This window comes from Streptomyces sp. NPDC030862, assembly GCF_055571835.1.
This window is the reverse complement of the sequence record NZ_JBVIEN010000005.1, coordinates 155445-167767: the sequence shown is the minus strand read 5'-3', so window position 1 is coordinate 167767 and position 12323 is coordinate 155445. Positions and strand designations below refer to the sequence as shown.

Sequence of the window (12323 nt, the reverse complement as noted above, 5' to 3'; positions counted from 1 at the left end):
CGGTGGTGACCTTCGCGCAGGCGCAGGAGCGCGCGGAAGAGTGGGTCAACGGCGACGTGCCCGCGTACCAGCACCGTGAGGTGCGGGTGCGGGAGTTCGAGCTGGGGTTCGTGGTGTGGGCGGAGGACCGTGAGGAGGGGCCGACGTCGGACGGCGGCCGCCAGCGGCTGGTGATCGCCCGGGACAGCGGCGAGGCCACGCTGTGGCCGGGGTTGCCGGTGGGTGAGGTGATCCGCCGGTACGAGGAGGAGTACGGGGCTCCGCCGGCCGACGCGGCCCCGGCGGCGGCGCCCGCGCCGGAGCGCATCGACTTGAACCAGACGTCGTTCCTGCTGACGCCGCCGGAGTGGCTGCAGGACGCGGCGGACAGGCGGGGCATTCCGCGGGCGGAGCCTTCGGAGCCCGCGCCTGCGCCCGCGCCCGCGCCCGCTGCGGGTGCTTCGGTGAGTGCGCCTGCCGAGGACGTGTGGGCCCCTCCGGCGGGCGGAGGTACGCGCGGGGGTGTGGTCGACTACGAGCCGACCGCCTCCGACGGCGTACCGGCCGCGCCCGCCACGCCGTCGTGGAACGACACCAGTGGGGGGAACGGCAGCGGGGACGATGGGTCCGTGCCGTTGCCCGCGACCGTGTTCGCGCCGCCGTTGACCGGGGCGGACGATGACGAGACGCCGCCGCCGGCGGTCGGCGCCGACGCGCCGACGGCGCTGCTGCCGGGCGGCAGCCAGCTGCCGCGTACCGCCATCGCGCCCGCGGTGGACCCGCAGTCCCTGCCCGATGCCGCGCCGGGTGCGCCGGGGCTGTCGGCGGGTGAGGTCGCGGACGCCGCGACCAGCAAGGCCGTCCTGCCGCCGCGTGCCGCGCGCGCCTCGCGGGGTGCCGGTGCGACGCCTCCGCCGCCGCCTGGTGCGCCTGGTGCGCCGGGGGTCAGGCCGCCCGCGTCGGGCCCGGGTGCTCCGGGTGCGCCGGCCGGGGGCTACGTACCGACGCAGCTCGTGGCGCAGTTGGGCCCCGAGGGTCCGAAGCCTCCCGCGCCGCCGGCTCCCCCCGCGCCGCCCGGGTCGACGCCGCCGCCGGGGGGTGGGGTGCACCACGCCGCGACGATGCTGGCGCACCCGGGTCCCGGGGGGCCTGGAGGGCCTGGGGGTCCGCCGCCGCCTCCGGCGCCGCCGGGGCCGGTCGGTGGCGACGCGCACCATGCGGCGACGATGCTGGCCCATCCGGGGCCGGGCGGGATCGGTTCTGCAGCCGGTACCGGTGGTGCGGGTGGTCCGCAGCCGCCGGCTCCGCCCGGGCCTCCCGGGGCTCCCGGGGCGCCGCGGCCGCCGGGTGCCACGCCGCCGCCGGGCGGTGGGGTGCACCATGCGGCGACGATGCTGGCGCAGCCGGGGCCCGGCGGGCCGCAGCCTCCGGCGCCGCCCGCGCCCGCGCCCGCCGCGCCGGCGTTCCCGCAGCCGCAGCCGCCGATGGGCCAGCCCATGGGTCCGCCCCCGGGGCAGCCGACCGGGCAGCCGACCGTCGGTCCGGGCTACCAGGCCGTGTTGCGCTACCGCGCGCCCGACGGCTCCGAGCAGCAGCTCATCCGTCGTTCGGCGCCCGGTACGCCGCACCCCGAGTGGCAGATGTTCCATGAGCTGCGTGCCATGAACATCCCGCCGGACCAGGTGCTGGAGCTGCACACCGAGCTGGAGTCGTGCGATCTGCCCGGTGGTTACTGCGCCCGGATGATCCGGGAGACCTGGCCGCAGGCGCGGATCACGTCGATCGCCTCGTACGGGCGTGACCACGCGAGCCGTCAGCAGGGCATGGCGCAGCTCATCGCGCACCACGGTGAGCTGCACCAGGTCGCGGACGGTCCGGCGCGCCCGGCTCCGCTGCGTGCTCCGCTGCCGCCGGTGCAGCCCGCGCCGCCGATCCCGCCGGAGGGCATCGCGCAGGAGCTGGCGGGGGCGTTCGGGCCGCAGGGCATCTGCCGGTTCGACCAGCGGGCGGTGTCGCGGCAGGGGGTGCCGGAGCTGGTGGCGCGCACGCTCGTGTGGGCGGGGCTGCCGGCGGACTTCGGGCCGTTCTTCTGGGCGCAGCCCGCGCAGCCGGTCGTGCCGACGCTCGCCGAGCTGGCGGCGCAGCGGCAGGTGCAGCCGGCAGGTGACGCGGGTTCGTATCTGGTGCTGGGCTCGGACTTCGGTCGGGCGCTGTGTGTGCAGTACGGGACCGCGCACATCGTCGCCGTACCGGTGGAGGCGGGGCCGGGTGGTCAGCCGGTGGCGCCGCAGTTCGTGAACAGCGGGTTGCCGGAGTTCACGCGGTGCCTGGCGTTGCTGGGGCGGATGTGGCGGCTGCGGTTCGGGCTGACGCCGGAGCAGGCGGGGCGGTGGACCGTCGACTTCCAGGCGCAGCTGGCGATGCTGGACCCGGCGGCGCTGGCGTCGCCGGAGAGCTGGTGGTCGGTGCTGCTGGAGCAGATGTGGGACGGCTTGCTGTGAGGTGAGCCCGGAGGGCGTTGGGGTGACCGGCTTGCACCCGGCAGGCCGGTCATTACGTCCCTTTTTGTGATGATTGACGCATTCTGGGCCTATGAGTCCTGACACTGCATCAACATCACCGCACGGGTTCGGGGTCGTGGCCAAGGGACGGGGCTACCGCCCGAAGGACGTCGACCACTACATCGGCCAGCTCTCGGCGGACCGCGACGGCGCGTGGGAGCGCGCGGCGCGGCTGACCGTCCTGGCCAAGGAGATGGACAAGGAGGCCGCCCGGCTGCGGGAGGTCGTCGCCGGGCTGAAGCCGCAGCGGTACGAGTCGCTCGGGCCGCAGGCCCAGCAGCTGCTGGTGCTCGCGGAGGAGGAGGCCGGGGCGGTACGGGCCGGGGCGGCGGCCGAGGCGCAGGCCATGGCCGACGCGGCGGACGAGGCGGGGCGGCAGGCCCGGGACGCGGCGCGCGAGGCGGCGGACGCGCTGCGCGCGGCGGCGGAGGAGGAGGCCGCGCAGATCCTGCTCGCGGCCCGGGAGAAGGCGCAGGAGGTACGGGCCGAGGCCCGGGCGGAGGCCGAGCGTACGCGCGGCGAGGCGCAGGCGGAGCTCCGGCAGGTGCGGGAGCGCACGGAGGCGCTGATGGCGGCGCAGCAGAAGGTGCACGCGGAACAGCGGGACACGGCGGAGCAGGAGCTGGCCGAGCGGCGCGCGGAGGAGAAGGAACGGCTGGCGGGGCTCATCGCGGAGGCGGAGGGCCACTTGGCGGAGGCCGAGAAGGTGTTCGCCGAGGCGGAGGAGATGGCGCGTCAGCGCGAGCGCGAGGCGGAGGCGCGGGCGGCGGAGCTGCTGGCCGAGGCGCGCGTGGAGGAGCAGCGCGTGGAGCAGGAGACCGAGCGGCTGCTGCTGGAGCACGCGGAGACACGCGAGGGGCTGCGGGAGCACATGGCCCACGTGCGGGAAAGCCTCGCGACCCTGACGGGCCGCCCGGCGGATCCGGACCCGGACGCGGCGTGAGCCGTACGCGGCAGGCGGGCCCCGGCCCCGGGACCGGGTGCGTACGGGCCCCGCGGCTCCCGGCCTTCGTGGCGGCGTGGGCGCGGGACGTACGCGCCCCGGGGCTCGCGGCCCTCGTAGTGGCGTGGGCGCGGGACGTACGGGCCCCGGGCTGGGACCGCACCGGGGCCCCGGGGCTCGCGGCGGGGCGGGCCCCCCGCGGCGGGGCCCGCGGTCCCGGCGCTCGCCCGTGGTGGGCACGCGGGCGACAGCCCCTGCCCACACGGTCCCGCGCCCGCACCGCCCTCCGGGCGGGTGCCGTGCGGCGGCCCCGGTGCACCCGGGCGGGGCTGCGGGGGCTGACGCCCGCCGCCCCGCCCTACCCCGCCGCCGTCCCGGGTGACGGCGCGCGCCGGGTCGTCACGTAGCGGTGGACGGCCCAGGCGGCGCCGGTCGCCGCGGCCGTCCAGACGAGGGCCTCGGCCACCACGATCTGCGGGGTGAGGGCGGGGCCCGGCCGGGGCGGGAGCAGGAGCATCTGGGCGGCCGCCCCGACCGGTACCGTCAGCGCCGCGAGCAGGCCGGCCGTCCCGGGGCGCCGGATCGACGCGCCCACGGCACCGAGCGCGGGCCCGAGCAGCACGCTCGCCGCCCACCACAGGCCCAGGTCGCCCGCGTACGAGGTGAGCGGCTCACCGCGGACCACGGAGTCCGTGAGGTAGTACGTCGTCGTCGCCGCGAGCAGCGCCAGCGCGCCGGTCACCGCCCCGCGGGCCGGGCTCGCGGCCGCGAGGCCCATCAGCACCGCGAGGGCGGCCCAGGCCCAGCCGACGTCCATCAGCAGGCTGAGCACCTTGGCCGCATCGCCCCAGACGGTGCCCGCCAGAGGGGCGCCGAGCCCGACGTACGGGGAGGAGAGCGCGTTGACGACAGAGGTGGCCGCCCCGAAAACCGCCCCACCCGCAGCCCCACCCGCGAGACCCACCACGATCGTCTTCATGCCGAACCGCATCCCGAACGTCATGCCGGAGAAGATGCGTTCCGCCCCCGGCGCGTTCACTCGTCGGCCGACAGAACCGGGAAGCGGCGCGGCGCGAGGATCAGCAGGACGAGCAGGGCGAGGAGCGCGGCGCCCGCGGCGGCGGTGAAGACGTGGTCGACGGCCGCGTCCACCGCCCGGGGCGTGAGCGTCGCCGGGTCGTTGAGGTCGCCGGAGGGCAGGCGGGCGGTGAGTACGGCGTTGGCGAGGGCGCCGAAGAGCGCGGCGCCGAGGCTCTGGCCGACCTGGCGGCAGAAGAGCACGGACGCGGTCGTGGTGCCGCGCTCGGACCAGGGGACCGTGGACTGGACGCCCACGATCAGCGGCAGCTGGAAGAGGCCGAGCGCCCCGCCGAGCAGCAGCATGATCAGGGCGGGCTGCCACGGCTCGCCGGGGTAGGGCAGCAGGGGGAAGGCCAGCAGGATGAGCATGGCCAGCGTGATGCCGGTGACCGCGGTGAGGCGGAAGCCGATGCGGGTGTAGAGGCGGTTGGAGAAGGCCGCGGTGATGGGCCAGGACAGGGTCATCGCGGAGAGGACGAACCCGGCGGCGATGGGGCCGAGCCCCAGGACGGTCTGGGCGTACGTGGGGACGAAGACGGTCGGGGCCACCATCAGCAGGCCCAGCGCGCCGAGGGCGAGGTTCACGGCCGCGATGGTGCGGCGGCGCCAGACCCAGCCGGGGATGACCGGGGCGGCCGCCCGGCGTTCGATGACGACGGCCAGCGCGGCGAGCAGCGCGGCGCCCGCGAAGAGCGCCAGGGACGGGGCGGAGAGCCACGGCCAGGCGACGCCGCCCTGGACGAGGGCGGTGAGCAGGAGCGTTCCGGTGGCGAAGACGGCGAGGGCGCCGGGCCAGTCGACGCGTACCGGCGGCGTACGCGGACGGGCGGGCTCCACCAGGTGGCGGGCGACCAGCCAGAGGGCGAGGGCGCCGACCGGGAGGTTGACGAGGAAGATCCAGCGCCAGTCGGCGTAGCCGGCGAGCAGGCCGCCCACCGCGGGGCCGGCGACGGCCGAGGTCGCCCAGACGGTGGAGAGCCGCGCCTGGATCCTGGGGCGCTCTTTGAGCGGGTACAGGTCGGCCGCGATGGTCTGCACGGTGCCTTGGAGCGCTCCGCCGCCGAGCCCCTGGACGATGCGGAAGGCGATCAGGGAGGCCATGTTCCAGGCGGCGGCGCAGAGGAGGGAGCCGACGAGGAAGAGGATGATGCCGGCGATGAGGACGGGCTTGCGGCCGAAGGTGTCGGAGAGCTTGCCGTAGACGGGGAGGGTGACGGTCGCGGCGAGGAGGTAGCCGGAGAAGAGCCAGGAGAAGACGGAGAGGCCGCCGAGGTCGCCGACGATCTGCGGTACGGCGGTGGCGATGACGGTGCCGTCGAGCGCGGCCAGCGCCATGCCGAGCATGAGCGCGGCGACGACCGGGCCGCGTCGGCCGCGGGGGCCGGGCGGGGCGGGGGCGGTGGGGCCCGTGTCCGGGGACGCGGCGTCGGGTATCGCGTCGGTCACCGAGTCGGGTCCTTTCCCTATGCATGTATATCCGTCGGCCCAGCTTCTCACCCGGCCCGCGGATGGAGAAGCCCCGGCGAGCCCTCCGGTGGTCAGGCGCGGCGTTCGAGGAGTACGAAGCCGGCCGCCGTGCCCGCCGCGTGGTAGCGGGCGTCGGGGTGGAGCCGCTCGGCGTAGGCGAGCGGGTCGCGGACCCAGCCGGAGGCGTTGTCGATCGCGATCCACTCCGGGGCGGGGTTGCGCGGGTCACCGATCCACAGGACCCGGCAGCGGCCCGCGAGGCGGCTGATGGGGCCGACGTTCGCCTCCACGGTGGCGCCGTCCGGGATCCGGGACAGGAGCTGTTCGGCGGCGACGGCCCGGGGTGGTTCGCGGTAGGTCCGCGCCTCGGTGAGCGACGCCAGGGGCAGCGTGGTGGTCAGGGCGAGCGCGGCCGCGGCGGTGCAGGCGGGCAGCCGGTCCGCGTACGTACGCAGCCACGGGCGTGGGCTGCGGCGGGCGATGTCGACGGCGTCGGTGAGGGCGAGGAAGAGCACCGGCATCAGGACGGCGCTGTAGTGCCACGCGGTGGACCAGTAGTGGGGGTCGCCCGAGAGGAAGCGCCAGCCGAGGGTGGGGGCGGCGGCCAGGAGGAGCGGGGAGCGCAGGGCGAGCAGGCCGCTGGTGGGCAGCAGGACCCAGGCGAGGGTGCGCAGTTTCGTCTCGGCGCCGGCGAAGGGGCCGGGCCCGTCGCCGAGCTTGGTCCAGTAGTCGTAGCCGCCGGTCGGGTTGAAGGCCGGGATGACGGCGGTGAGGGTGAGGAGGGTGGCGGCGGCGCCGAGGAACGCGACCCCGAGCGCGTACACGGCGGTACGCGGCGCGGTGCGCCGGGCCCGCCAGGCGACGACCAGCGCGAGGGCCGCGAGGGTGGCGCCCAGGTCCTCCTTGACCAGGACGAGGGGCGCCGCCCACAGCAGGGCGGCCCGCCACCGGGCCCGGAGCACCGCCTCCAGGGAGAAGGCGATCAGCGGGACGGCGAAGCAGATCTCGTGGAAGTCGAAGTCGGCCGCCCGCTGGATGCCCCACGACAGTCCGTAGGCGGTGCCGATGGCGAGTCCGGGGCCCCGGCCGAGCAGGCGGGTCGCGGCGCGTGTGACGGGGATGGCGGCGAGCGCGAACAGCGCGGCCTGGGCGACGAGGAGGGTGACGGGGGTGGGGAAGAGCCGGTAGGCGGGGGCCAGCAGGGCGGTGACGGGGCTGAAGTGGTCGCCGAGGACGTTGGCGCCCGGGCCCTTGAGGTCGGCGACCGGCGCCTGGAGGTGGGCGTAGCCGCGTACGGCCTGCTCGAAGATGCCCAGGTCCCAGGAGCGGGTCTCCATGCGGCGGTAGCGCAGGACGGAGAGCGCGGTGTACGCGGCGAAGAGCGCGAGGGCGAGGAGGTGGGGGGTGCGGCCGCCCGCCGGGTCGGGTCGCGGGGCGGGCGGCCGGGGTATCGGCTCCGGCTTCGGTAGCGGTCCGGTGCGGTCGGTGGGGTGCGGGGCGACGGCGACTCCACGCATGCGTCGGGGGCTCCTTCGGGTCACTTACGGGTTGCGGGACCCGATGGGCGGTGGCGGCACGGACGAGGGAAAGGCGGTCGGGGTGAGGGAGGGCGTGGGGGTGAGGGTGGGCGTGGAGGTGGTGGCCGGGTACGAGGGTGAGGCCGGGTACGAGGGCGAGGGCGCGGGCGGGTACGAGGGGGAGGGGGAGGGCGCGGGCGACGGCGGTGTCGCGGGCGCGGCCGGCGGGTCGGGCCGGAGGGCGAGCGCCGTGAGGGTGCCCGTCACGGCCAGGACGCACACGGCGGTCGCCGCCGCGGCGGCCAGCGTACGGCCGCGTCGCCGCCGTCCCCGTGCGACCACCTCGGCGGGCGGCGCGGGCACGGCGCGGCGGGCGCCCCGGTCGGCGGCCCGCTTCAGCGCCGTGGCGAGGGCTTCGTCCCCGTGCTGCTGGTCAGACACCGTGCTCCTCCTCTGTCAGGGCCTCGGTGAGGTGGGGCGCGAGGGCGGCCCTGGCCCGGGACAGGTGCGTCTTGACGGTCCCGGTGGCGATGCCGGTCTCGGCGGCGACCTGCTCCACGGTCAGGTCGCACACGTAGTGCAGGACGGCGACGCGCCGCTGGCGTTCGGAGAGCGTGCGCAGCGCGGCCACCAGGGCGACCGGTCCGGCGTCGGGTGCGGGCGCGGTGTCCCGCAGCCCGGCGCCGTGGCGGCGCCACGCCTCGGCGGCCCGGCGCCCGCGCCGCCACCTGCTGACGGCGAGCCTCCACGCCACGGTGCGGATCCACGCCTCGGGCCCCGCGTCGCGTACGAGCCGCGACCGGCGCCCCCAGGCCCGTACGAACGCCTCCTGGACCACGTCCTGGGCCTCGTGGAGGTCACCGGTCATCAGGTAGAGCTGGCCGACGAGCCGCGTGACGGAGTGAGCGTAGAGGTCGTGGAACTCCTCTTCGGTCAATGCGGCTCCCAGCGGCGGGGGTGGAATCGGGTGGAACGGGTTTCGTGACGTATACGCAGGGGGACACGGTTTCGGTTGACACCGGGGTGGGACGTGTCCGGGACCGGCCGGGGGTTGTTTCGAACGCGGGTGTGCCGACGACGTCGTAGGCTGGGAACCCCCGGCCCGTGAGACGTGTCGGGCGGTTCGCGTTGCCCCTCGCCCCACACGTCGGGGCCCCATACCTCGGGATGGAAGCCTCCATGAGCCTGCACGGTCTGCTCGACGCCGTCGTCAAGGACCCCGCCCTCGCCGAAGCGGTGAAGGCGGCGGCCGACGGTCACCGGAGCCATGTCGACCTGGTCGGCCCGCCCGCCGCGCGCCCGTTCGCGCTGGCCGCGCTGGCCCGGGACGCGGGGCGGCCGGTGCTCGCCGTGACGGCGACCGGGCGGGAGGCCGAGGACCTGGCGGCGGCGCTGCGCAGCCTGCTGGACCCGGACACGGTCGTGGAGTACCCGGCGTGGGAGACGCTGCCGCACGAGCGGCTCTCGCCGCGTTCCGACACCGTGGGCCGCCGGCTGGCGGTGCTGCGGCGCCTGGCGCACCCGTCGGCGGACGACCCGGCGGCCGGCCCCGTCTCGGTGGTGGTCGCGCCCGTGCGGTCGGTGCTGCAGCCGCAGGTGAAGGGGCTCGGCGACCTGGAGCCGGTGTCGCTGCGCACCGGGCAGCAGGCGGACCTGAACGAGGTGGTCGAGGGGCTCGCGGCGGCGGCGTACGCGCGCGTGGAGCTGGTGGAGAAGCGCGGCGAGTTCGCGGTGCGCGGCGGGATCCTGGACGTCTTCCCGCCGACCGAGGAGCACCCGCTGCGGGTCGAGTTCTGGGGCGACGACGTCGAGGAGATCCGCTACTTCAAGGTGGCCGACCAGCGGTCCCTGGAGGTGGCCGAGCACGGGCTGTGGGCACCGCCGTGCCGGGAGCTGCTGCTGACGGAGTCGGTGAAGGCGCGCGCGGCGGCGCTGGCAGAGGAGCACCCGGAGCACGGCGAACTGCTCGGCAAGATCGCCGAGGGGATCGCCGTGGAGGGCATGGAGTCCCTGGCGCCGGTCCTCGTGGACGACATGGAGCTGCTGCTCGACGTGTTGCCGAAGGGCTCGATGGCGGTGGTGTGCGACCCGGAGCGGGTGCGTACGCGGGCGGCGGACCTGGTGGCGACCTCGCAGGAGTTCCTGCAGGCGTCGTGGGCGGCCACGGCCGGCGGCGGCGAGGCCCCGATCGACCTGGACGCGGCGTCGCTGTGGGGGATCGCGGACGTCCGGGACCGGGCGCGCGAGCTGGGGATGATGTGGTGGTCGGTGTCGCCGTTCGCGGCGGACGAGGAGCTGGACGACGACACGCTCAAGCTGGGCATGCACGCCCCGGAGTCGTACCGCGGTGACACCGCCCGCGCGCTCGCCGACACCAAGGGCTGGCTGGCGGACGGCTGGCGCACGGTCTTCGTGACCGAGGCGCACGGCCCGGCGGCCCGGACGGTGGAGGTGCTGGGCGGCGAGGGCATCGCGGCCCGCCTCGACGGGGACCTGACCGGCATCTCGCCGTCCGTCGTGCACGTGGCGTGCGGCTCGATCGACTATGGCTTCGTCGACCCGGGCCTGAAGATCGCCGTCCTGACCGAGACGGACCTGTCGGGGCAGAAGGCCGCCGGCAAGGACGGCCAGCGGATGCCGACGCGGCGCCGCAAGACGATCGACCCGCTCACGCTGGAGACCGGCGACTACATCGTCCACGAGCAGCACGGTGTCGGCCGCTACATCGAGATGGTGCAGCGCACGGTGCAGGGCGCGACCCGCGAGTACCTGCTGGTCGAGTACGCCCCCGCCAAGCGCGGCCAGCCCGGCGACCGGCTGTACATCCCCACCGACCAGCTGGAGCAGGTCACCAAGTACGTGGGCGGTGAGGCGCCGACCCTGCACCGGCTGGGCGGCGCGGACTGGACGAAGACGAAGGCCCGGGCGAAGAAGGCGGTCAAGGAGATCGCCGCCGACCTGATCAAGCTGTACTCGGCCCGGATGGCCGCGCCCGGCCACGCCTTCGGTCCGGACACGCCCTGGCAGCGGGAGCTGGAGGACGCCTTCCCGTACGCGGAGACGCCGGACCAGCTGTCCACCATCGCCGAGGTGAAGGAGGACATGGAGAAGACGGTCCCGATGGACCGGCTGATCTGCGGTGACGTCGGCTACGGCAAGACGGAGATCGCGGTGCGCGCCGCGTTCAAGGCGGTGCAGGACGGCAAGCAGGTCGCCGTGCTCGTCCCCACGACGCTGCTGGTGCAGCAGCACTTCGGGACCTTCTCCGAGCGGTACTCGCAGTTCCCGGTCGTCGTGCGGGCGCTGTCCCGGTTCCAGAGCGACGCGGAGGCGAAGGCGACGCTGGAGGGGCTGAAGGACGGCTCGGTCGACGTCGTCATCGGCACGCACCGCCTCTTCTCGTCCGAGACGAAGTTCAAGGACCTGGGGCTGGTCATCGTCGACGAGGAGCAGCGCTTCGGCGTCGAGCACAAGGAGCAGCTGAAGAAGCTGCGCGCCAACGTCGACGTGCTGACGATGTCCGCGACCCCCATCCCCCGGACGCTCGAGATGGCGGTGACCGGCATCCGCGAGATGTCGACGATCACCACCCCGCCGGAGGAGCGGCACCCGGTCCTGACCTTCGTCGGCCCGTACGAGGAGAAGCAGATCGGCGCGGCGATCCGCCGCGAGCTGCTGCGCGAGGGCCAGGTCTTCTACATCCACAACCGCGTCGAGTCGATCGACCGCGCGGCGGCCCGGCTGCGGGACATCGTGCCCGAGGCACGCATCGCCATCGCCCACGGCCAGATGTCGGAGGCCGCCCTCGAACAGGTCGTGGTCGACTTCTGGGAGAAGAAGTTCGACGTCCTGGTCTCCACGACCATCGTCGAGTCGGGCATCGACATCTCCAACGCCAACACCCTGATCGTCGAGCGCGGCGACAACTTCGGCCTGTCGCAGCTGCACCAGTTGCGCGGCCGCGTGGGCCGTGGCCGGGAGCGCGGGTACGCGTACTTCCTCTACCCGCCGGAGAAGCCGCTCACGGAGACGGCCCACGAGCGGCTGGCGACGATCGCCCAGCACACGGAGATGGGCGCCGGTATGTACGTCGCCATGAAGGACCTGGAGATCCGCGGCGCGGGCAACCTGCTGGGCGGCGAGCAGTCCGGCCACATCGCGGGCGTCGGCTTCGACCTGTACGTCCGCATGGTGGGGGAGGCGGTCGCGGACTACCGCGCGTCGCTGGAGGGCGGCGTGGAGGAGGAGCCGCCGCTGGAGGTCAAGATCGAGCTGCCGGTCGACGCGCACGTCCCGCACGACTACGCGCCGGGCGAGCGCCTGCGCCTCCAGGCGTACCGGGCGATCGCCTCGGCGAACTCGGAGGAGGACATCAAGGCGGTCCGCGAGGAGCTCACCGACCGCTACGGCAAGCTCCCGGAGCCCGTCGAGAACCTGCTGCTGGTGGCGGGCCTGCGCATGCTGGCCCGCGCCTGCGGCGTCGGCGAGATCGTCCTCCAGGGCCCCAACATCCGCTTCGGGCCGGTGGAGTTGCGCGAGTCGCAGGAGCTGCGCCTCAAGCGCCTGTACCCGCGCACGGTGATCAAGCCGCAGACGCACCAGGTCCTGGTCCCCCGCCCGACCACCGGCAAGATCGGCGGCAAGCCGGTGGTGGGCCGCGAACTGCTGGCGTGGACGGGGGAGTTCCTGACGACGATCCTGGGCTCGTAGGGCTCATAGGGCTCATAGGGCCCATGCGGCCGGGGGCGTGGCCCCCTTCGTGGCGGCGCGCGTGGT

The 12323-nt window shown here is 75.3% G+C and carries 8 protein-coding genes; 3 read left to right on the top strand and 5 right to left on the bottom strand.

Translation table 11 applies throughout. The annotated features are described in order from the left end of the window. The first annotated feature begins 2 nt into the window (after positions 1-2). Both ACZ42X_RS15225 and ACZ42X_RS15220 read left to right on the top strand, forming a co-directional pair. The gene (locus ACZ42X_RS15225; RefSeq protein WP_468289169.1) at positions 3-2480 is read left to right on the top strand and encodes an SUKH-4 family immunity protein; all 2478 of its coding nucleotides are present in this window, start codon (positions 3-5) and stop codon (positions 2478-2480) included. 136 nt (positions 2481-2616) lie between these two features. Next, the gene (locus ACZ42X_RS15220; protein WP_468289166.1) at positions 2617-3483 is read left to right on the top strand and encodes a cellulose-binding protein; all 867 of its coding nucleotides are present in this window, start codon (positions 2617-2619) and stop codon (positions 3481-3483) included. 358 nt (positions 3484-3841) lie between these two features. On the opposite strand, the gene ACZ42X_RS15215 is transcribed toward ACZ42X_RS15220, so the two are convergent. From ACZ42X_RS15215 to ACZ42X_RS15195, 5 genes are all read right to left on the bottom strand, one after another. Next, positions 3842-4486, bottom strand: coding sequence for a hypothetical protein (locus ACZ42X_RS15215; RefSeq protein ID WP_468289163.1), 645 nt, complete (start codon positions 4484-4486; stop codon positions 3842-3844). Between the two features lie 32 nt (positions 4487-4518). Next, a complete protein-coding gene (locus ACZ42X_RS15210) occupies positions 4519-6030 on the bottom strand; it encodes an MFS transporter (protein ID WP_468290135.1) in 1512 nt (503 codons plus the stop codon). 71 nt (positions 6031-6101) lie between these two features. Then, on the bottom strand, positions 6102-7547 hold the full coding sequence (locus ACZ42X_RS15205; RefSeq protein ID WP_468289160.1) for a DUF2079 domain-containing protein: 1446 nt from the start codon (positions 7545-7547) through the stop codon (positions 6102-6104). A 24-nt stretch (positions 7548-7571) separates the two neighbouring features. Then, positions 7572-7988: a hypothetical protein gene (locus ACZ42X_RS15200; protein WP_468289157.1), complete on the bottom strand. Its 417-nt coding sequence runs from the start codon at positions 7986-7988 to the stop codon at positions 7572-7574. Then, entirely contained in the window at positions 7981-8484 is a 504-nt protein-coding gene (locus ACZ42X_RS15195) for a SigE family RNA polymerase sigma factor (RefSeq protein WP_468289154.1), read from the bottom strand. Before ACZ42X_RS15195 ends, ACZ42X_RS15200 begins: the two co-directional genes overlap by 8 nt. Before the next feature lie 242 nt (positions 8485-8726). Here ACZ42X_RS15195 and mfd point away from each other — a divergent pair, with 242 nt between their 5' ends. Further along, positions 8727-12257 (top strand): transcription-repair coupling factor, encoded by a 3531-nt coding sequence (gene mfd / locus ACZ42X_RS15190; RefSeq protein WP_468289151.1) that lies wholly within the window; start codon positions 8727-8729, stop codon positions 12255-12257. Positions 12258-12323 lie beyond the last annotated feature (66 nt).

What these genes read in the sequence shown, in the direction of transcription:
- ACZ42X_RS15215 (WP_468289163.1), bottom strand. Translation starts at nt 4,486, where the DNA reads ATGACGTTCGGGATGCGGTTCGGCATGAAGACGATCGTGGTGGGTCTC.
- ACZ42X_RS15205 (WP_468289160.1), bottom strand. Translation starts at nt 7,547, where the DNA reads ATGCGTGGAGTCGCCGTCGCCCCGCACCCCACCGACCGCACCGGACCG.
- mfd (WP_468289151.1), top strand. Translation starts at nt 8,727, where the DNA reads ATGAGCCTGCACGGTCTGCTCGACGCCGTCGTCAAGGACCCCGCCCTC.